The sequence below is a fragment of the Methylocystis sp. SC2 genome, from assembly GCF_000304315.1.
Lineage (GTDB): Bacteria > Pseudomonadota > Alphaproteobacteria > Rhizobiales > Beijerinckiaceae > Methylocystis.
In genome coordinates this window covers 1,832,550-1,853,082 of record NC_018485.1, presented here as the reverse complement: position 1 = coordinate 1,853,082, position 20,533 = coordinate 1,832,550, and the positions used below count along the sequence as shown (strand labels likewise).

Genomic DNA, 20,533 nt, shown 5'->3' with positions numbered 1-20,533 from the left:
CTTAGCCCGTATTGCGCAGGCCCGCCGCGACGCCGTTGATCGACATCAATATGCCTTCGCGAATGTCTTCGCCGCGCTCGCCCGCGCGATGGCGGCGGATCAGCTCGACCTGCAGATAGTTGAGCGGCGCGATATAGGGGAAGCGGTGCCTGATCGAGCGCGCGAGCGTCGGATTGTCGGCGAGCCGCTCCTTGGAGCCGAGAAGTTTCTCAAGCGCGTCATTGGCGCGCGCATGCTCCGCCTCGATCATGCCGAAAATGCGCGCGGCAAGCGCCTTGTCCTCGACGAGTCCGGCGTAATGATGCGCGATCGACATGTCGGTTTTGGAGAGGATCATGTCGATGTTCGAGAGCAGCGCGCGAAAGAACGGCCATTCTTCGCTCATCCGGCGCAAGAGCGCGAGCCGCGCCTTCTCGTCCTCTGCGATGAAATGCGCGATCGCCGATCCAAAGCCGTACCAGCCCGGCAGCGCGACGCGCGCCTGCGCCCAGGAAAAGCTCCACGGGATCGCGCGCAAATCCTCGATGCGGCGCGAAGGTTTGCGCGAGGCGGGACGCGAGCCGATGTTGAGCGAGGCGATCTCCGAAATCGGGGTCGACGAAAAGAAGAAATCGACGAAGCCTTCGGTCCCGTAGACAAGGCCGCGATAGGCGGCCATGCCGGCCTGCGATAATTCTTCAGCGGCTTCCAGGAACTCCGGCGCCGGAGTCTTGTGCGCGGAGAGCAGCGTCGCTTCAAGAGTCGCGGCGACGAGCAGTTCGAGATTGACATGGCCGATCTGCGGATTGGCGTATTTCGCCGCGATGACTTCGCCCTGCTCGGTCAGGCGGATCTGCCCGTTCACCGTGCCGGGCGGCTGCGCCAGAATGGCGTCGTAGCTCGGTCCGCCGCCGCGTCCGACGGTTCCGCCGCGCCCATGGAAAAGCCGCAGCGTGACGTTCGGCGCCGAGGCGAAAAACTCCGCGAGCGCCGTTGAGGCGCGGTACAGCTCCCAGATGCTCGTCAAGATTCCGCCGTCCTTGTTGGAGTCGGAATAGCCGAGCATGACGTCCTGCTGCCCGCCGGAATTGACGACGAGCTTGAGGACGCCGGGGAGCGCATAAAATTCCTGCATGATCGGCGCGGCGTTGCGCAGATCGTCGATCGTCTCGAAGAGCGGCACGATGATGAGATCGGCGATGACGCGCTGCGCGTCGCGCGGATCGAGCGTGCCGCGCATCAAGCCGCATTCCTTCTGCAGCAGCAGCACTTCGAGCAGGTCGCTGACCGTTTCGGTGTGGCTGATGATGTAGTGGCGGATCGCCTCGTCGCCATAGAGCCGGCGCATCTCGCGCGCGCGCTCCATGATCGTCAATTCGCTCGTGGCGCGGTCGCTGTATGTCGCGCCCGGCAGGCGCACCGGCCGCGGATCGCTCAGCAGCCGCAACAGTAACGCCTGCTTTTCGGCCTCGGGCAGCGCGACGTAGTCGTCGACGACGCGGGCGACGTTCAAGAGCTCGGCGATGGTTTCCTCGTGGCGGTCGGAGCTTTGCCGCAAGTCGAGCGTCGCGAGGTGAAAGCCGAAGACTTCGACGGCGCGGATCAGCGGCTCGAGCCGCTGCGTGGCGATGACTTCGCTGTGATGCACCCGCAGCGACGCATCGATGGTGACGAGATCGGCGAGCAGCGCCCAGGAATTGGCGTAGGGCGCGCCCGGCGCCACGGCGTGACGCGCCGCCTGGCCGCCGGTCAGCTTCTCCAGCGTGCCGGCGAGCCGCGAATAGACGCCGATGAGCGCGCGCCGATAGGGCTCGTCGTCTCGATGCGGATTGTCGTCGCCCGAGCGGGCCGCTAGCGCTTCGAGCGCCTTGGTGCAGCCGGCGTAACGCCGCGAAATCGAAAGCTCCGCGCCGAGCTCATGCACTTCGATGAGATAAAAGCGCAGCACGGTCTCGCACTGCATGCGCAGGGCGGTCGAAAGCGACTCCGCCGTGACGTTCGGATTGCCGTCGCGGTCGCCGCCGACCCAGGCGCCCATGCGCAGGAACGGCGGCACGCGCAGTCCGTCGAGACGCTGTTCGATGTCGGCGTATAGGCGCGGGATCTCGCGCAGGAAGGTGCTGCGATAATAGCTCAGCGTGTTCTCGATTTCGTCGCGCACGGTCAAGCGCGAATGACGCAGCAGCTCGGTCTGCCAGAGCTGCGAGACGCGGGCGCGCAGCTGCATCTCGTTTTGCGCGCGCTCGGCCTTGCCGCGCATATGCTCGCGCGCCGCGAGCAGTTTGAAGATCGCGTGTTCGGCGTCGAGCAGGCTTTTGCGGCGCACTTCCGTCGGATGCGCGGTCAGCACCGGCGAAATCCAGCCGCGCGCCAGCGCCTGGGCGATCCTGCCGGCGCCGACGGCGGCCTTGCGCAGACGCGCGAAAGTCGTGGCGAGGCTCGGCGCGCCGGTGAAGGCGCCGCTCGCCTGGGCGCGGGCGCGCTGCTGCAGCGGATGCAAATCTTCGGCGATATTGGCGAGATGCGAGAAATAGCTGAAGGCGCGGATGACGGTGCGCGCTTCTTCGGCGGTCAGCGAACGCAACAACGCGTCTAGATTCCTGTCGGCCTCGGCGTCGCCGTTGCGGCTTGCGGCGACGGAGAGCCGCCGGATCGTCTCGATGCGCTCGAAGGCGGCGCTCCCCTCATGTTCACGCACCGCGTCGCCCAGCAGGCGCCCCAGAAGGCGAATGTCCTCGATGAGCGATTCGTCGCCCTTCAAGGCTTCGGGATCGGCGCCCGCCGGCGGAGCGGCCGTAACGAGATTTTCCTGCGCCTGCGCCTCGAGCTGCATGATCTGTCGCGACCTTTGAACGTTCCGCGCCTCAAGGCGCCTCGACGCCAGCTATAGCAGGCTTCGGGCGCCTTTTCGACGCGGCACTTGTTCGAGGCGACGTCGCCCCTTATAGACGTCGGCGACGATGCGATCCGCCTAATCTCCGCAGTTCGCGGCGCTAATGGTCAAAGCCATGCTCGACACAACCGAAATTCTTATCTTCGCCGGGGTCGGCCTGGTCTTCGCCTTGGGCCTTCTCGCATTCTGCAAATGGTCGGGCGCGGCCGTCCAGCGGATCGCCGCCTATGCGCTGATTGCGCTGTGCTTCCTCTACGTCGGCTTCGCCTTTCGCGCTGAAGAGCCCGGCCCCTGGGTCGGCGTCGAAATGACCGGCGTCGCCGTCTTCGGCACGCTCGCCGGCATGTCGATCATCGGCTCGCCGTGGTGGGTGGCCGCGGGCTTCGCGCTGCATCCGCTCTATGCGATTTACTTTCACTATATCGGCGCCGCCTCGCAATTCGCCCCCGCGCCCTTCGTGATCGCCAACGCGGCGTTCGACGTCGTGATGGCGCTTGTCGTCGCTTACGCCGCGTTGCGCGGCGCTCGCAAGAGCGCGGCGCGCGCCGAAGACGCGTCCGAGAAGGAGGCGCCGCAGCGCAAACTCGCCGCGCGGTCACAGCATCGTTCGCAAAGCCGCGACGCCGGAGGTCCGGCGTGAACGCGCCCGCGGACTTCTCCTTGCGCTACGACTGGGGCGTCGAAGAGATCGTCGCGATCCATGATCAGCCGCTGCTTGATCTCATCGCGCAGGCGAACGCCGTCCATCGCCGCTTTCACGACGTCAATGACGTGCAGAAGGCGGCGCTGCTGTCGATCAAGACCGGCGGCTGTCCGGAAGACTGTTCCTATTGCCCGCAGTCGGCGCATCACCGGGAAGTCAAGCTCGATCGCGTCGATCTGATGGAGACGGCGGAGGTGCTCGGCGCCGCGAAGACCGCCAGAGAGGCCGGCGCCGATCGCTTCTGCATGGGCGCCGCCTGGCGCTCGGCGCCCGAGGGCAAGCGCTTCGACGCCGTGCTTGACATGGTGCGCGGCGTGCGCGCGCTGGGCATGGAGGCCTGCGTCACGCTCGGCATGATCAATGAGTCGCAGGCGCGGCGCCTCGTCGACGCGGGGCTCACCGCCTACAACCATAATCTCGACACCGGCCCGGAGTTCTACGGCGAGATCATAACCACCCGCACCTATCAGGACCGGCTCGACACGCTCAAGGCGGTGCGCGGCGCGGGGCTGGAGATGTGCTGCGGCGGCATCATCGGCATGGGCGAAAGCGTGAAGGACCGCGCCGGCATGTTGCAGACGCTGGCGTCGTTCGATCCGCATCCGGAAAGCGTGCCGATCAACGCGCTGGTCGCCGTCGAAGGCACGCCGCTCGCCGGGCGCGCGCGGATCGACCCGCTCGATCTCGTGCGCATGATCGCGACGACCCGCATCGTGATGCCGAAGGCGCGGGTGCGGCTCTCGGCCGGCCGCTCGTCGTTGTCGCGCGAAGCGCAAATTCTCTGCCTCGTCGCCGGCGCCAATTCGATCTTCTACGGCGAGAAGCTGCTGACGACGGACAATTCCGGGGTCAATGAAGACGACGCGCTCTTCGCCGCGCTCGCGGCGCGCGAGACGCGCGCCGCCGCCGCGTCCTAGACGTCGTCCGTCGCGCCGAAGATCGCCTCGAAATTCCTGCGCAGCGCGGCGTCGACGGAACGCAATTCCGCCGCGACTCCGAGGTCCGCGAGGCTCGTGACGCCAAGATGCGCGTCGCGCACGCCGCAGGGCGCGATGCCGGAAAAATGCGTCAGATCCGGCGCGACATTGAGCGCGACGCCATGAAAGCTCACCCATTGCCGCAGCCGCACGCCGATCGCGGCGATCTTGTCTTCCGCCGTCTCGTCGCCAGGCCCTTTGGCCTTTTCCGGCCGCGCGACCCAAACGCCGACGCGCGCCGCGCGCCGCTCGCCCGTGACGCCGAAATCGGCGAGCGTCGCGATGATCCATGATTCAAGCGCGCAGACGAAGGCGCGCACGTCGCGCCGGCGGCGGGTCAGATCGAGCATGACGTAAGCGACGCGCTGCCCGGGCCCGTGATAGGTGAACTGCCCGCCGCGTCCGGTCCGATAGACCGGAAAGCGCGCCTCGAGCAGATCCTGCTCTTTCGCCGAGGAGCCGGCAGTATAGATCGGCGGATGTTCCAGCAGCCAGACGCATTCGCGCGCCTCGCCCGCGGCGATCGCGGCGGCGCGCGCCTCCATGAAGGCCAGAGCTTCCTCATAGGGGACGAGATCGTCGCTGACGCGCCATTCGACTGGCGGCGCGCCTATAGGCGCGCGCATCGCCGCATCAGCGGCGGGCGCGGGAGGGCAGGCGGCTTGGCTCATCGCGTCACTTTACACCAAACCGAGGTCCTAAGCGTCGGTCCGCTTGTCATCCGGGAGCCGATTTGTTAGACGCAGCGCGCCGGCGCTTCGCGTTAAGCGGAGCGTCCTTGCGGCCGTGGCGGAATTGGTAGACGCGCTAGCTTGAGGTGCTAGTTGGGCAACCAGTGGAGGTTCGAGTCCTCTCGGCCGCACCAAGAGCCATCGGCTTTTCAGCAGAGATTTAGTAAGTCGAAGGGGCGGGTCATCGGCGCCCGCCACTTCCGTTTCTTTGTTGCAGCCGCGCGCGAACGCTCAGTCAAACATCAGTCCGGAATGGCCGTAATAGCGCTGATCCGGCCAGTTATAGCCCTGACGCTTCGCCGGGGCGCCGGCGCGGCGCGCCGGATCGCAGGCGGCGGCGTAGCGATCTTTCGCCTTCATTTCGCAATTCAGGCTCCGATTGTCGCCGACGTCGTCGAAGAGGTGGAAGGCGGCGGCAGGCGCGCTGAAGGCCAGCGCACTGGCAAGCACGGTGGTCAGGGCAAGCAAGCGGGACATTGTCTCGATCCTTTCAGTCGCTTCGACAAACTGGCGTAATCTCCGCCGCGCCAAGCGCATGGACCTAATATGTGTGCAGCCCCAATCAATTGAAAATTAGAAAGAATGAATGCTATTCATTCGTTTAATCTATGCACTCTGCTGCATTCCTGATGGCGAATTCCTAGGGAGTGGCTTCGCTGCTTGACCGCCAAGGGTCGGATGAGCAGGTTTCTATGTGAGCAGGCCAACCCGCAGCAAGAAGTTCTACGAAAACGACCTTTGCGCCTAAAAGCGCCCCAAGCGCGCACGGCCGATTGCGGCGCCGCAGCGGGCAAACATCAGCCACATTCCCCGATGCAATATCGTCGCGCTGGCGCTTGGTCAGTGCAAGCCGCCTGCTCGATCTTCGCAAATGAGCGCGCCGCGCGCCCTGTGCGCAGACGCGAGGCGTTCGACGCCGCTCTTTTGGTTCGACGGCGCCCGGAGAGGGAAGCATGGCTGTGTCGTTAAGAGACCGCAGGCCGCCGCCAAAGGCCGACACTATCGAGACGCGCGCCCGCTACGCCTGGCATGATATCGAAGGCGATTGGCGCGCGGCGTCGCCGCGGCCGGCGGGTTCGCGCCGCCAGTCCTACGCGACGGCGTCCGATCGCAATTTTGAAAGGGTCGAGCGCTTCTTCTACATTGGCGCCGCGGCGCTTGTCGTCGTCGGCTCCGCGATCGTCGTCGGCTCCGCCTTCTGGGGAGAGCTTCCGCAGAATGGCGCGCCGGCGGATTCGATGAGGCCTCAAAAAATCGCGCCTCCCGCGCCGCGCGGGGCGCCGAGCCAAGCGCGTTCGGGCGCGCCGGCCGCCAATTTGCGTTCGCAGGAACAGCCGCCTTCCATCATCGCCGGGCCGGTGGCGCCGTCAGCGACGCCAGAACGCGCCGCATCGGCGCAGGTAGGCGCGGAATCGGCGCCGGGCGCTCAAGCGTCGAACCCTCTCGCCGCATCCATCGCGAACCTCGAACTCCAGCCGGAATTTCTCAACGACGGCCTCGGGGGAAAGCGCAGATCGGCGCGCCGCGGGGAGCAGGAGGAGTCGGCGGCGACGGCGAATGTCGCGGCTGATCAGGAGCCGCCCGCGTCCGAAGCGCGAAGCGGCAAATGCTACGTCAGAATTTCGGGACGCGTGCTCAACAGCGGCGCTTGTCAGATCTCGCGAAAAGGCGGCGCGGTGGTCTTCCAATATTCCGGTCAGACGCTGACGCTTGCTCCGGCCAGGGGAAAAAGCTGGTCTGTGGCGCTGGGCGGCAAAAATCTCGGAAACGTATACAAGAGCGGCGCCTGCTGGGGTTCAAAGAGCGCCTATATTTGCGATCGCAGCGGGTAGAGCGCGGCTCGCGAACGAACGCGCTCCAAACTTTGGAATTCGATCGCGCCGCATTTGGCGATTCCGCCAAAAAGCAGCGTGATCTAGGCGGGCGCCTCGCGCAGCCTTGGAGCGCGCCTCCCGATCACATCGCGCTAAGGCGCGCCGGATTTGGGCGCCTCTTGCGCGCCAGACTCATGCTCATGGCCATGCTCCTTCGGCGCCTGCTTCGCCTTTGGCCCAAGCGTCTTGGCGATGATCGGCTCTGTCGTCGAGGTCCAATCCGGGCCGGCGGCGACGATCGGGGTCGGCGCGTCGCCCGGAACCATGTGGACAAGCGAATAGCCGCGTTTTTTCAGTTCGCGCAGGAATTCGGGCAGCATCTGCGCGGTGATCGCCTGCGAATCATGGAAGAGCACGATTCCCTTGCGGTTCTTTTCAAGCCGCGACAGCACGAGATCGAGTTCGGCCTTGGGCGTCATATGCGACCAGTCCGAGGCCCACAAATCCGAGCCGAAAATCGTGTAGCCGCGCGACGTGAGGTCGGCGACGAGCGCGGGCGTATCGGCGAAGCCGGGAAAGCGGAAGAAGGGCGCTGCCGTCGCGCCGAGCGCCTTATTCACGGCGGTGATCCCCTTGTCGATGTCGGCCTTGGCGGCGTCCTCGCTCATGAGCCTCAGGGTCTTGTCCGGATGGCTGTAGGAATGGTGAGCGATGGTGTGGCCGTCCGCGGCGGCGCGCTTCACCAGAGCAGGCAGGCTTTCCGCATTCCGGCCGATCAGAAAGAAGGTCACGCGCGCGCATTCCTTGGCGAGCGCGTCGAGCACTTGCGGCGTGGGAGACGCCGGTCCGTCATCGAACGTCAGCACCACCTCATGATCGCGCAAATCGAGCGTGCGCGGATAGCTTTGCAGGCCGACCGCCGTTCCCTTGGAGCGGTCGATTTCGACGACGCGGGACACGCCGAGCGCGTCGGGTCCGCAGGTCCGTTCCGCGGCGGCGGCGGGCGGCGCATTAAGACCGCCGGCGGCCGCCAAAGCCGCCAGCAGCATGAGCGCGAACCGCAGGAGGGGAGCGGCGACGGGCGCCTCAGATCTTTTCAACAGTAGAAAAATGGCGGTCATGACGGCTTGCCGGTTTGATTTCTCGCGCCCTCGGGTTAAGAGCGCGACCATAATATAGCGCGGGACCGCCCATGCCGCTCGATCATGAAGATACGGCGCCCCCCGCCGAGGACTTCCGCGACGGCGGAGAGGCGTCTCTCAGCCGGGAATTCGTTCTGGACGTCGAAGGCGCGATCGCGCTGGGCGACTCGGAGCGGATTCACGAACTCGTCGGCGACCTGCATGAGGCGGATCTTGGCGCCCTGCTGGAGCTCCTAAGCCACGAAGCGCGACCGCGCCTCGTGGAGCTGATGGGCGCGGACTTCGACTTTACGGCCCTGATGGAGGTCGGCGAAGCGACCCGCGAGGACATCCTCGAGGAACTTCCGGTCGAGACGCTCATCGAGGGCGTGCGCGAACTCGAAAGCGACGACGCCGTCGCCATTCTCGAAGGTCTGGAGCCGAAAGAACAGGCGGAGGTCCTCGACGCTCTCCCGGCGCAAGAGCGGATCGTCCTGCGCCGCTCGCTGGACTATCCCGAGGATTCCGCCGGGCGCCTGATGCAGACGACTTTTGTCGCCGCGCCGCCGTTCTGGACGGCGGGGCGCGTGCTCGATTTTTTTCGCGAGAGCGGCGAAGAGAATCTGCCCGAAAACTTCTTCGAAGTTTTCGTCGTCGATCCCGGCTACCGTTTGCTGGGGACCGTTTTTCTCGACGCTCTGGTGCGGGCCAAGCCAAGCGCGCGGCTCGACGAGATCATGCAGGAGGATCGGCGGCGGGTGAATGCGACCGAGGACGGCGCCGAGGCGGCGCGGCTCTTCGAGCGCTACAATCTCGTCTCGGTTCCGGTTGTGGATGAATCCGAACGGCTCGTCGGCGTTCTCACCATCGACGACATCGTCGACGTCATTCAGGAGCAGGCCTCGGACGAGATCCTGGCGCTCGGCGGCGTGAACCCCGAAGAAGAGCTGACCGACAATTTCTGGTGGATCGCGCGGAGCCGCTTCACCTGGCTCTCGGTCAATATGCTGACCGCCTTCATCACCTCCAGCGTGCTCAAGACCTTTCAGTCGCAGCTGGAGCAAATGGTGGCGCTGGCGGTGCTCGGACCGATCGTCGCGGGACAGGGCGGCAATTCCGCGACCCAGACCATGACCGTCGCCGTGCGGGCGCTCGCCACCCGCGAGCTGACCCGCGCCAACGCCCTGCGGATTATTCTCAGGGAGCTGGCCATCGGCGCGGTCAATGGCGCGGCCTTTGGCCTCGTGACCGGCATCGTCGCCGCCAACTGGTTCCATAATGTTGGACTTGGGCCAGTGATAGCCATGGCGATGTTCACGAATCTCGTTGCGGGCGCCTTGGGCGGAATCGTCGTGCCGCTCGCCTTCGACAAGCTCAAGTTCGATCCTGCGGTCGCTTCGGGGCCTTTCGTGACCACCATCACCGATGTGGTCGGCTACGGGGCCTTCCTTACAATCGCCAGTTTGTGGTTCCATTTGGGCTGAGGCGCGTCGGCGCGTTTACGCTCCGTTACCGCCTGCGGGATAATCTGGAGAAATGCGCCCGTTGAAATTTTTTTCGCTGATTTCCGCCGCCCTGGTCTGCGCCGCCCTGGCGACGACGCTCGCGGGCTGCGGCAGCTCCTATGACCCGAGCTTCTCGCGCCGGCCGCGGTTCCAGACCAGCGCGCCGCTGATCAATCCCAAGCGCGACCCGAGCTTTCTCGCCTACGCCGTGCCGGAGTCGGATCTGCATAAATTTCCGGCGACGCGCAGCGCCGAATTCGCCGTCCACGGCATCGACGTCTCGAAATATCAGGGCAATATCGACTGGGAGCAGGTCAAGGACGCGGGCGTCTCCTTCGCCTTCATCAAGGCCACGGAAGGCGGCGACCGGGTCGATTCGAAATTCGCCTACAATTGGGCGGCGGCGAAGGCGGCCGGCGTGCCGCGCGGCGCCTATCACTTCGTTTACTGGTGCCGCCAGCCGCATGAAGAGATCGGCAATTTCGCCAGCGTCGTGCCGAATGAGCCCGACGCGCTGCCGCCCGTGCTCGATGTCGAGGCGACGCCGACGTCGGGAACCTGCAAGCGCACGCTCTATCGCGAGGAAGTGCTGCGCGACATGAAGGACATGCTCACGCAGATGGAGCGCCATTACGGCAAGAAGCCGATCATCTATTCCTCGGTCGACTTCTATCAGGCGATTCTGCACTCCGACGCGCTGTCCGAATATCCGATCTGGGTGCGCTCGACGAAATATCACCCACAGGTGCGTTACGGCGACCGCAAATGGACTTTTTGGCAGTATCGCTCGGACGGGCGCGTGCCGGGCATCACCGGCGCAGTGGACCAGAACACGTTCAACGGCTCCGCCGATCACTGGCGAAGCTGGCTCGCGCATCAGACCGGCCTGGCGGCGGCGCCCGTCGCCGCGCGGCCCACCGACGATCGCGGCGGAAAGCAGCTCATCGAGGAAGATCCGGCGATGCTGTCAGGCAGCGAAAAGAACGCCTATGACAAGGCGGCGAGCGCTCCCGTCCCACCTGCCGCCGTCCAATAGGGGAAAGCCGCAGGCCCCATCGCCCGTGTAAAAGCCGTCGCCGGGGTAGCCATGGGGCGAGATTTGGCGTATAGGCGCAACGCCAGTTTCCGCCGCGCGGCGCTCCCGCCCGCGGCCTTCGTTTAGAGAGAGAATAAATGGCCGTTCCGAAAAGAAAGACCTCGCCGATGAAGCGAGGCTTCCGTCGCTCCGCCGACGCCCTCAAGGCGCCGACCTATATCGAGGACAAGGATTCCGGCGAACTTCGCCGGCCGCATCATGTCGACCTCAAGTCCGGCATGTATCGCGGCCGTCAGGTGCTGAAGCCGAAATCCGTCGAGGAATAATCGCGCCGGCGCGTGAGGAAATGAAAGCGGGCTGCGAGGCTCGCTTTTTTTGTTTCCGAACAGTCGTATGCGCTAGGATTTAGCATTTCCCGGCGGTCGGGGATCGCTTCGGCCAGACGAAGGTCTGGGCGGCTTCTGAAAAAAGGCGTACTTACCGGGTAGGATCCTGCGGAGGAAATACTCGTGAATAGCGTTGATATAGCTATAGTAACCTTTTTTGCAACGTTGCTTGCAGGCATTTTTGGATTTTCTATTACTTTACGTCTGAAAGAGAGCTGGCTCGACGGCATATCCAGGGATCAATTCAAAGCCGTGAGAAATATGATTGCTTCACTGCTTGCGGTATGCCTCGGTTTTTTATTGGTAACGGCAAAAAACAATTTCGATAAGAAGGTTGACGAGGTCAGAACGCAAGCGTCAAAGGTTGTTTTGTTGCATCGCGTGTTGGATTTGTTTGGCGACGAAGCCAACGAAGCGAGAACAAAAATCATACGCACTGTGCAGGGTCAGATTGATCTCTTGCAGGTCGCGAGCGGCAATAACATCGATCAAAAGGAGGCTTTTAAAAAAGCCAAGATCGATTCATTTCGAGAAGCCGTGCTCACTTTAGAAGCGAAAGATGAGAAAAAATCATGGGCGAAGACCGCCGCGCTTAATTTAACCCAAGAAATTTCCGGCATAAGATGGAAAATATATAACGACTTGAACGCCAATATACCGCTGGAGGTGGTCATATTCCTGATCGCTCTGCTCGTGACGGTTTTCTTTAATTTCGGCGTCATTTCGCACCATCATTGGACAGCGGCGCTTGGGCTTGTTACGGCCTCCTTATGCGTGTCGGGGGCGATCTTTCTGCTGGTGGAGCTCGATCGGCCGTTCCAGGGATTCTTCACTGTTCCAACCGACCCTTTGAAATCTGCAGTCGATATTATAAAAACTGGCTAGAGCGCTTCCCGTAAGCAAAGGCGGCCAGCTGAGCCTTGCCGAAGCCGTGGCCGCCGGACAGTTTTCGCCGGCGGCGTCAGCGCCGCTTCTGGGCCGTCGCGAGCAACGGCAGCAGCAGCGCGCGCGGCGCGGCCGCCGAGCCCCAGACGAACATGCGGTTGACGAGGCCCGGCACGATGATGCGCTTGCCGGCCATCAAGCCCTCATAGCCCTGGCGGGCCACTTCCGCCGCCGGCAGCATCGCCGGCTTCATCGCGCCCATCATGCCCGAGAAATCGAGGCCGGCCCGCGCCTGGAAGCCGGTCTGCACGGGACCGGGGCACAGGCAGGCGACCTTCACCCCCAGCGGTTTCAATTCCTGTGAAAGCGCTTCGCTGAGCGAACGCACATAGGCCTTGGTGGCGTAATAGACGGCGAAGCCCGGCCCCGGCATGAAGGCCGCGACCGAGGCGACGTTAAGCACGCCGCCCTTCGCCGCGACGATTGACGGCAGAAAGCGCAAGGTCAGCGCGGTCAGTGCGCGCGTATTCAGGTCGAGCATCGCGAGCTGCTCGGCGGCGTCGAGGTCGATGGCCCGGCCCAGGAGGCCAAATCCCGCGTTGTTCACCAGGAATTGCGGGGCGGCGCCGGCCTCCGCCAAGCGCGCCGAAAGAGCGTCCGCGGCGCCCTCGGTTGCGACATCGAGTTCGACGGGAAGCGGGCGGACGGCGCCATTGGCGGCGATTTCGTCGGCCAGCGCCTCCAGCCGCTCGCCGCGACGGGCGACGAGCGCGAGCTCATGGCCGTTGGCGGCGAAGACGCGGGCGAGCGCCGCCCCGATGCCGTCGGACGCGCCGGTGATGACCGTGACGGGGCGCGTCACTGGTCGCCATCCTCGCTCGGCGACCAGGGACCGGTTGGGGCCGGCGCGGCGGCGTCGCGGAACTCGCGGCGCAGCTCGACGCGTTCGCGCGTCGAGACGCCCAGCAATTCGGCGACGCGCCAGACGACGTTCTCCTCGAATTCGTGAACGGCGCCGTCGGCATGCGCCATGTCCCAGAGCATGCCGACGATCTGCCGGCGCCCGTCCTCATCGAGCCGGCGCTTCAGCACGCTGGTAAAGCGATAGAGGTCGACGGCGTCGCGCTCGCTCTCCTGCGCGGAGTCGATCAGTTCGGCCGCCGCGTCGCCTTGAAGGCCGAAACGCGCCTCGACGAGCTGATGAATGCGCGCCCTTTCCTTGGCGTCGAATTCGCCGTCGACCGAGGCGATATGGACGAGCAGCGCGGCGGCGGCCAGCTGATAGTCGGCGGCCTCGAAGGCCTTGGGCCGCTCGGTCTCGCCGGTGAGGTCGTTGATGAAGTTTTTGAGAGCTGAGAACATGGGCGGCGAAGCTACCGGACGGGAGTTGGGTCGTGATCCGTATAGATCATGGGGAGCGGGAAGGGTAGGCGGTGAGGCCGATCCGGCCAATCCGCCGCCTACGACCCTCTCGGCAGCGTTCGTCGTTCAGCTCGCCACGAAAGGCCGGTCGAAGGGCGGCGGGCCGCCAGTCGAGACCCCGCCGTCATATTCGTCGTCTCCAGAATGTGCGCCGAGAACGCGGACGCGCGCTTTCGGGCGGCCCGGCGATCGACTGCAGGGATGTTAGATCTGGGCGGCCGATCGGCGTTTCGCCGCAGGTCGCCGGCGTGATCAATCAGCCGGCGAACGGCGCCGAGCGGGAGTCGGTCGAGGCTCCGGTCGCTGTTGCTTTGTATCCAGCATCCAACGGCGTATAGCGCGCGTTCGCCATCAACTTGCATGCGACGTCCCCGAGCCGACGCGCAAAGCCTTCCAAAGAATATCTGTCTTCGTAGAGCGCGCGCGTATCGCTCGCCATCGGATCGCTTCCTTTGCTCATGGCCGGACACTTGACCATGGCGGCGGCGAATTCGCTGGCGTCGTTCGCAATATGGACGTTGCGAAGCCGTGACGGATCGATCTCCATGCCCCTGAACGCCTTCGACGTCGCGACGATCGGCAGTCCACTGGACAGAGCTTCCACGGTCTTGATTGAAAGGCCGTGCCCTTCTCTTGTCGGGAGGAGAATCATCGCTGCGTCGGCGTAGGCGGAGTCTATGTCGGCGATCCTGCCGCGGAAAAGATTGCGGTGTTTTTCATACAGCGGCCTGTCGCGCCTTTTCACGCCATCGGCGATGTCGCCAAAAATCGAAATCGACATCTCAGGAACATGCGGCGCGATATATTTCAGAAACCATCGGATGCTGATGTAGTTGGCGGCGTTGTCTCCGGCGACAAAAATAGCCCGATCGCCATTGGGCTGGGGAGCCACGGGCGCGATCGACGGATAGATCAGTTCGTGAGGAGACTGAGGCAGCAGCTGGCCGAACGTCGCATATTCTTCCGAATTCAAGTGAATGCATAGGTCGGCGCGCTCGATCCATTCGAGTTCGATCGCGAGCATGCTGTTGTAGCGAACATGCGGCGGGATGCTAAACCCGGCGCGATTGCGCAGCTCGTACTGCCGCGCCTGAATGTCGTGAGTGTCCAGCACGACGGGAATGCGGCGCCTTTCGCGCATTCTTTCGACGAAGGGCATTACGAAGAAATGGTTGGCGTGGATCAGGTCAATGGCGCCCGTGTCGAGCGCTTCGGGCAGAGGCGCGCGCTTCACCAGCTCCACGAGCCAGCTTGCGTGGTCGCCATGGATCAAGGGCAGCCAGCCGTCCTTTAGGAGCGCTGTCCTGAAGAGGTCCGCGATCGTGGCGGATGATTCATATCTCTCATCGGCGGCGAGGTCCCGACTATGCGCCCTGTAGTTCTCCCAGCGCGCGCCGCGGCCGATCGCGGGCGTGACGTCGTCCATAAGCGCAATGGAGAGCACGCGCGCGCCAAGTTTCTTATAGGCCTTTATTTGACTGGCGATGACCTGGTGCGTTCCGCAGGAATGCCACGCAGGATGCACGACTGCGACGGTTTTTCCCGATAGCGCGGCGCGGCCCGGAGCTGACTGATGTATCGACATCCCGATGATCCTCTTTGGGTCATCAAGGTCGGATCGCCTGGAGACATTTATTTGCTCAGTTTGTTTCGTTTTGTTTCGAGTTCGGCTTTGGCCAGCGACACCCTCGCGATCAGGCCGCCGCCGGTCCGCTCATCCAAGGTGAGGCGTCCGCCGTGCGCTTCCACGATCCCGCGGGCGATCGCCAGGCCCAGCCCGAAGCCCGCGTTTGCGTTCGACGACGCGTCGACGTCTCCTCGCTCGAAAGGCTCCAGCATCAAATCCCTTTTTTCCTGGGGGATTCCCGGACCCCTGTCGGCGATCTCGACGATTGCCGCGTCATCGCTTTCCCACAGCCGGACTTCAGGGCTCTCCCCGTATTTCACCGCATTGTCTATAAGATTGGAGAATGCGCGTTCGAGATCGTCCGGACTGCCCAAAACATTGACGCGATCGATCCCCTCGTAGCGCGCATCGGCGCCGACGTCGACGAACTGATCGACAATCGCCTGCAGCAGGCTCGCCAGATCCAGCGCCACGACTTCCTGCTGGAAACCGCCGCGCAGGTAGTCCAGGCAGCCGCCGACCATCGCCTCCATCTGATCGAGGTCGCGCAGCAGTTTCGCTTTCGTTTCGCTGCTTTCGATGTATTCGGCGCGCAGACGCATGCGCGTGATCGGGGTCCGAAGATCGTGGCTGACCGACGTCAACATCCGCGTTCGCTGAGAGGCCATCTCGGCGATACGACGCTGCATGCGATTAAACGCCCGCGTCGCCTTGCGGACCTCTTCGGGGCCTGTCTCGGCGAGCTGCGCCGGCACGCTGTCGAGGCCGAAGGATTCGGCGGCGTCCGCGAAATTCGTCAGGGGGCGCGTAAGCGACAGCGCGGCCCATAGGGAGAAGACGAACAAGCTCACCGCGACGAAGCCCAGGGTGATGATCGCGAACCGCGGAAATCCGGGAGGCCGGGTCGGAGCGTCGAGCAGGAATTGCTGACCGTCGTGCAATGACCCGCTAAATCGCTTGTTGTCATCGTGCGCTCCGATCTCGACCCCGACGGGAAGGCGAGATTGGAAATAAACTGGCTTGCCCCCGTTGCGCGCGGCGACTCCCGGCTCTGAGAGCGCGACGTGAAACCCGGGAAGGTTTGCGTTCAGGGCTGCGGCGATGGCCGGCCTCTCCGCTGCGGAAGCGGCGTCCAACGCCGTCAGAGTCGCCACGACAATGGAGGCGCTCCGGTCGCGCGGGTGGCCGGGAGCGGGTTCCGACAGGAAAAGGATCGTCGTCACCGCCACGTGGAACAGGCCGACGCATAGGAGGAGGAGAAGTCCGAGCTGCACATTGATGTTTCGGAGCGCAGACGTTTTCAATGAACGCTGACTTTCGCCGTGAATGTGTAGCCCATCGAGCGGACCGTCTGAATGAGCGTCGGGTCGCGCGGGTCATTCTCGATCTTTTGACGAAGCCGGCTGATCAGGATGTCGACGCTCCGCTCGGTCGTGGACGACGCCTTCAGTTCGTCGCGCGAGAATATTTTCCCGGGATTGCGGCAGAGCGTCAGCAGCAGGTCGAATTCCGCGCTCGTCAGGATCACCCGTACGCCGGTCGGACCCAGCAGGCGCCGTGTGGAGGAGTCGAGGAGGAATCCAGAAAACCCATAGGCGTTCAATTTCTGGGACGACTCAAGATCCGGGGCGGTCCGGCGCAGGACGGCCCCGATGCGCGCGAGCAGTTCGCGGGGCACGAAGGGTTTGACCAGATAATCGTCGGCCCCGAGTTCGATGCCAAGAATGCGGTCAGTGTCTTCGCCGCGCGCGGTCAGCATGATCAATGGGGGGCTTCCCGAGTTCCGCAAGCGCATGCAGATGGAAAATCCATCCTCGTCGGGAAGGTTGACGTCGAGCACGATGAGATCGACCTGCGCGTTCGCGAGGACCTCGTCCATCTGTCTGCCGTCACGGGCAAGCATCACCTCAAACCCGTTGTCGCTGAGATATTTCGATAAGAGCGATCGAATATCCTCGTCGTCCTCTACAATGAGGATCCATCGGCTATCGGCGGCGCTTGATGCGGGTTCGTTCAAGGTCGGGAGTTCATCCACGCGCGTCGCCGCGCCGGCGACGAGTTGCGAACTTAAAGTTCCGCATGGCTGTGTCGAGATTCTGGCGCGTTTGTTTCATTTTGTCGCGTGCAAGGCAGCCTATTACAGCCTCCAGTCGAACGCCATCCCGCCACCTCACGCCCGGAGGCAGTCCGAATTCGAACGAACGCTGGCGTCGCTCAAGGAGCCGGCTTCAAAAATAACTTCAGGATAGAACCGCAGCAAAAAATCTCGGTAATGATGAAGTACATATAAGATAACGCCTCTCGGCAAAGCATCTCGCCATTCAGTGCTGCTTCCACAGCGATAGTGCGACGAGAGATCTATCACGCCCTGTTGCCGGCCGGTCATCGCAGCAAACGAAAACCTATCAGGATCGGGCATCGATGCATTTCTTAAGACCTCCGTTCGAGACATTTCGCGAAAGAAGTTTGCTGCGTTTGCGGTTATGTCCTCCATGCGTAACGTAACGATTCGTGAATCGTCATATTTCCACGCGCTCATGTCGTATAAAGGACCGTTCGTCTCTGGCTGAAAGTGACTCGATTCCAGAAATGACAAGGTCAAGGCCATGCCGACGTCTTTGTCGACTTCACCTAAAACATTCCTCTGACGCGCCAGGAAGTCCCATCCATCAATCGGATGTGTTCGGAGGTGGGAGTAGTATGCGGAGACGACGACGCTCAGGGGATTTCTTATCACATGCATGCATTGCATGTTCGCAGATATATGTTTGTTTATACCAGAATAGTCAGCATTCAGCGCGACAATGACATCATTGCCGGAGTTGAGCGCCATTTCCATAGTATATCCCGACTCTGGGCATTGGCGTCCCCACGGGATCGCGATGTATTTCAAATTATTCTCGCGGCAAATGTCTGCAACTATCGATGTTAGCCAAGTCGATGCGCACTTGTGGTGCGTAAATAATGCAAGCTTTTTGCGTTTGTTTAACAAATAACGAATGCGATCTGTGATATGAAAAGCGTTTGTCACTTTAGTCTCTGATGCCTAGCAGAACAGTTTTATTGCTCACGGCTTGGCCGGGCGGGTGGACGCCCGAATGTTCCGCACAGGAGTGTCGAGATTCCGGCTTGCCAATTTCATTTTGTTTCTGACAGCCGGGCGTATCTGTATTTCGTAAGATTAATCACGGGTTTAATTTGGGCCATGACTTACCGAAACGGAGGTCGCCCGCCGCCCGCCGCCCGGCTGCAGTCTCCCGGATGGCGCTTGTGAAGCCATTCACCTGCAGAGAAGCTCTGGCTCACGACAGCCGCCGAGCTTCTTCAAGCGCCTGCGCGATTGCAGCTAGGTGTCTTGTGCGTAAGCACATAAAGAAATCTTTATATCTTTATTGCCTTTCTCGGCCGCCCCTGCTATAGGCTGGCTCCGAGCCGCTGGGCTGGACCGGCGGCGGGAATTTGGTTGAGCCGTTCGCTTCGCATTTCATTCCATTGGCGCGTCATTCCATGCAGGCCGCAGGCTTGTCCGGGAATCCAGCGCCGACGTAGAGATGCTGGCGTAGCTGTGGATTGCCGACCGCTTCGCTTGCCGAGGGGTCGCCAAGGGAAGGTCTTGCTCGGATTCGCCCTCGCTTCGCCCAGGCGAGGCGTCAGGAATGACAGCCGCGACCGAGCGCGCACGAGAAACAGAAGGATTTCGCATGACCGCACATCACTTTAACGATTTCGCCGTCACCGACCTTTCGCTGGCCGACTGGGGCCGCAAGGAGATCGCCATCGCCGAGACGGAAATGCCCGGCCTGATGGCGACCCGCGCCGAATATGGCCCGTCGCAGCCGCTCAAGGGCGCGCGCGTCGCCGGCTCGCTGCACATGACCATCCAGACGGCGGTGCTGATCGAGACGCTGAAGGCGCTTGGTGCCGACGTGCGCTGGGCCTCCTGCAACATCTATTCGACGCAGGACCACGCCGCCGCCGCCATCGCCGCGACCGGCACGCCGGTCTTCGCCAAAAAGGGCGAGAGCCTCGAAGATTATTGGGATTACACCCACAAGATCTTCGAATGGGGCGACGGCGGCTGCCCGAACATGATCCTCGATGACGGCGGCGACGCGACGCTGCTCATCCATCTTGGACTGCGCGCCGAGCAGGGCGACGTCGCCTTCCTCGAAACCGCATCGAATGAGGAAGAAGAGGTTCTCTACGCCTCGATCAAGAAGCGCCTGAAGGCCAATCCGGGCTTCTACAAGCGCAACGCCGAGGCGATCAAAGGCGTCACCGAAGAGACGACCACCGGCGTGCATCGCCTTTATGTCATGCACAAGGAGGGCAAGCTCCTCTGGCCGGCGATCAACGTCAACGACTCGGTCACCAAATCGAAATTCGACAATCTCTATGGCTGCCGCGAGTCGCTGGTCGATGGCGTGCGCCGCGCCACCGACGTGATGATGGCCGGCAAGGTCGCGGTCATCGCCGGCTATGGCGACGTGGGCAAAGGCTCGGCCGCTTCGCTGCGCAACGCCGGTTGCCGCGTGCTCGTCACCGAAATCGACCCGATCTGCGCCCTGCAGGCGGCGATGGAAGGCTATGAAGTGACGACGATGGAAGACGCCGCGCCGCGCGGCGACATCTTCTGCACGGCGACGGGCAATGTCGACGTCATCACCGTCGACCATATGCGCGCCATGAAGGACCGCGCCATCGTCTGCAACATCGGCCATTTCGACTCGGAGATTCAGGTCGCCGGCCTAAAGAACCTGAAGTGGCACAATGTGAAGCCGCAGGTCGACGAGATCGAGTTCGCCGACGGCAAGCGCATCCTGCTGCTCGCCGAAGGCCGCCTCGTGAACCTCGGCTGCGCGACGGGCCATCCCTCCTTCGTGATGTCGGCGTCCTTCACCAATCAGACATTGGCGCAGATCGAATTGTGGACCAAGCAGGGCCAGTATCCTGTCGGCGTCTACACGCTGCCCAAGCATCTCGACGAGAAGGTCGCCTCGCTGCACCTCGCCAAGATCGGCGTGAAGCTGACGCAGATGACCGACGAGCAGGCAAAATATCTGAACCTGCCGAAGAACGGCCCGTTCAAGCCGGAGCATTACCGGTATTGACGGAGCGGCCGACGGGGCGCGCCGCTGGACCGCGCGCCTCCAGGCCCCGCATGGCCGAGAGCGTGCAAAAAGTGCGAGCCTAGAGCCTCGCGGTCCGATCTGAGCGTCGAAGGGGCTTTGTCACCTCTTCGCCGCGGAGGACCATGGCCGCGCCTCGGAGCGCGCGGCGAGTCCAGCGACGACGGGATTGTTTTCGATATAGGCGACCGTGTCTCCTAAATCGTCCTTGTCGCGCATATAGCGGTCGAAATAATCGGGCGCCCTAAGCGATCCGGCGCCGCCGCGCGCATGATTGATTCTACGGGCGGTGAACGTCTTCCAGCTCTTGACCATATCGCCGAGA

General features: G+C 63.1%; 19 protein-coding genes and 1 tRNA gene. 9 read left to right on the top strand and 11 right to left on the bottom strand.

Annotation, left to right across the window (positions count from 1 at the left end; translation table 11 throughout):
- Nucleotide 1: 1 nt before the first annotated feature.
- Nucleotides 2-2,812, bottom strand: a complete 2,811-nt coding sequence (gene ppc / locus BN69_RS08950; protein ID WP_014891269.1) for a phosphoenolpyruvate carboxylase — start codon at nucleotides 2,810-2,812, stop codon at nucleotides 2-4.
- Nucleotides 2,813-2,975: 163 nt separating this feature from the next.
- Here ppc and BN69_RS08945 point away from each other — a divergent pair, with 163 nt between their 5' ends.
- Both BN69_RS08945 and bioB read left to right on the top strand, forming a co-directional pair.
- Nucleotides 2,976-3,512, top strand: a complete 537-nt coding sequence (locus BN69_RS08945; RefSeq protein ID WP_014891268.1) for a hypothetical protein — start codon at nucleotides 2,976-2,978, stop codon at nucleotides 3,510-3,512.
- Entirely contained in the window at nucleotides 3,509-4,492 is a 984-nt protein-coding gene (gene bioB, locus BN69_RS08940) for a biotin synthase BioB (protein WP_014891267.1), read from the top strand. The genes BN69_RS08945 and bioB overlap by 4 nt, the downstream gene beginning before the upstream one ends.
- On the opposite strand, the gene lipB is transcribed toward bioB, so the two are convergent.
- Complete coding sequence (lipB, locus tag BN69_RS08935) at nucleotides 4,489-5,178, bottom strand: lipoyl(octanoyl) transferase LipB (protein ID WP_041927262.1); 690 nt, start codon at nucleotides 5,176-5,178, stop codon at nucleotides 4,489-4,491. The genes bioB and lipB overlap by 4 nt on opposite strands.
- A 154-nt stretch (nucleotides 5,179-5,332) precedes the next feature.
- On the opposite strand from lipB, the gene BN69_RS08930 reads away from it, so the two are divergent.
- Nucleotides 5,333-5,417 (top strand) — tRNA-Leu (locus BN69_RS08930).
- Nucleotides 5,418-5,514: 97 nt separating this feature from the next.
- On the opposite strand, the gene BN69_RS08925 is transcribed toward BN69_RS08930, so the two are convergent.
- Nucleotides 5,515-5,760 (bottom strand): hypothetical protein, encoded by a 246-nt coding sequence (locus BN69_RS08925; protein WP_014891265.1) that lies wholly within the window; start codon nucleotides 5,758-5,760, stop codon nucleotides 5,515-5,517.
- A gap of 476 nt (nucleotides 5,761-6,236) precedes the next feature.
- On the opposite strand from BN69_RS08925, the gene BN69_RS08920 reads away from it, so the two are divergent.
- Complete coding sequence (locus BN69_RS08920; protein WP_014891264.1) at nucleotides 6,237-7,115, top strand: hypothetical protein; 879 nt, start codon at nucleotides 6,237-6,239, stop codon at nucleotides 7,113-7,115.
- A gap of 134 nt (nucleotides 7,116-7,249) precedes the next feature.
- Here the strand turns inward: BN69_RS08920 and BN69_RS08915 are convergent, their stop codons facing one another.
- Nucleotides 7,250-8,269, bottom strand: a complete 1,020-nt coding sequence (locus BN69_RS08915; protein ID WP_014891263.1) for a polysaccharide deacetylase family protein — start codon at nucleotides 8,267-8,269, stop codon at nucleotides 7,250-7,252.
- Between the two features lie 20 nt (nucleotides 8,270-8,289).
- On the opposite strand from BN69_RS08915, the gene mgtE reads away from it, so the two are divergent.
- The 4 genes from mgtE to BN69_RS08895 all read left to right on the top strand — a co-directional run bounded on the left by mgtE (nucleotide 8,290) and on the right by BN69_RS08895 (nucleotide 12,030).
- Nucleotides 8,290-9,702, top strand: a complete 1,413-nt coding sequence (gene mgtE, locus BN69_RS08910; protein ID WP_014891262.1) for a magnesium transporter — start codon at nucleotides 8,290-8,292, stop codon at nucleotides 9,700-9,702.
- A gap of 52 nt (nucleotides 9,703-9,754) precedes the next feature.
- Entirely contained in the window at nucleotides 9,755-10,759 is a 1,005-nt protein-coding gene (locus BN69_RS08905) for a glycoside hydrolase family 25 protein (protein WP_014891261.1), read from the top strand.
- Between the two features lie 137 nt (nucleotides 10,760-10,896).
- Nucleotides 10,897-11,085, top strand: coding sequence for a 50S ribosomal protein L32 (gene rpmF / locus BN69_RS08900; protein ID WP_014891260.1), 189 nt, complete (start codon nucleotides 10,897-10,899; stop codon nucleotides 11,083-11,085).
- Nucleotides 11,086-11,268: 183 nt separating this feature from the next.
- Nucleotides 11,269-12,030 (top strand): bestrophin-like domain, encoded by a 762-nt coding sequence (locus BN69_RS08895; protein WP_014891259.1) that lies wholly within the window; start codon nucleotides 11,269-11,271, stop codon nucleotides 12,028-12,030.
- A 76-nt stretch (nucleotides 12,031-12,106) separates the two neighbouring features.
- Here BN69_RS08895 and BN69_RS08890 read toward each other — a convergent pair whose 3' ends face one another.
- From BN69_RS08890 to BN69_RS08865, 6 genes are all read right to left on the bottom strand, one after another.
- Nucleotides 12,107-12,892 (bottom strand): SDR family NAD(P)-dependent oxidoreductase, encoded by a 786-nt coding sequence (locus tag BN69_RS08890; RefSeq protein ID WP_014891258.1) that lies wholly within the window; start codon nucleotides 12,890-12,892, stop codon nucleotides 12,107-12,109.
- The gene (locus BN69_RS08885; RefSeq protein WP_014891257.1) at nucleotides 12,889-13,392 is read right to left on the bottom strand and encodes a tellurite resistance TerB family protein; all 504 of its coding nucleotides are present in this window, start codon (nucleotides 13,390-13,392) and stop codon (nucleotides 12,889-12,891) included. The genes BN69_RS08890 and BN69_RS08885 overlap by 4 nt, the downstream gene beginning before the upstream one ends.
- 316 nt (nucleotides 13,393-13,708) lie before the next feature.
- Nucleotides 13,709-15,037 (bottom strand): glycosyltransferase, encoded by a 1,329-nt coding sequence (locus BN69_RS08880; RefSeq protein WP_014891256.1) that lies wholly within the window; start codon nucleotides 15,035-15,037, stop codon nucleotides 13,709-13,711.
- Between the two features lie 47 nt (nucleotides 15,038-15,084).
- A complete protein-coding gene (locus BN69_RS08875) occupies nucleotides 15,085-15,930 on the bottom strand; it encodes a HAMP domain-containing sensor histidine kinase (protein WP_244435087.1) in 846 nt (281 codons plus the stop codon).
- 449 nt (nucleotides 15,931-16,379) lie between these two features.
- Nucleotides 16,380-17,114, bottom strand: coding sequence for a response regulator (locus BN69_RS08870; protein WP_014891254.1), 735 nt, complete (start codon nucleotides 17,112-17,114; stop codon nucleotides 16,380-16,382).
- A gap of 135 nt (nucleotides 17,115-17,249) precedes the next feature.
- Complete coding sequence (locus tag BN69_RS08865; RefSeq protein ID WP_041926887.1) at nucleotides 17,250-18,110, bottom strand: hypothetical protein; 861 nt, start codon at nucleotides 18,108-18,110, stop codon at nucleotides 17,250-17,252.
- A 670-nt stretch (nucleotides 18,111-18,780) separates the two neighbouring features.
- Between BN69_RS08865 and ahcY the strand changes: the two genes are divergently transcribed.
- On the top strand, nucleotides 18,781-20,190 hold the full coding sequence (gene ahcY, locus BN69_RS08860) for an adenosylhomocysteinase (protein WP_041927259.1): 1,410 nt from the start codon (nucleotides 18,781-18,783) through the stop codon (nucleotides 20,188-20,190).
- A gap of 120 nt (nucleotides 20,191-20,310) precedes the next feature.
- Here the strand turns inward: ahcY and BN69_RS08855 are convergent, their stop codons facing one another.
- Complete coding sequence (locus BN69_RS08855) at nucleotides 20,311-20,523, bottom strand: hypothetical protein (RefSeq protein ID WP_014891251.1); 213 nt, start codon at nucleotides 20,521-20,523, stop codon at nucleotides 20,311-20,313.
- Between the last annotated feature and the right edge of the window lie 10 nt (nucleotides 20,524-20,533).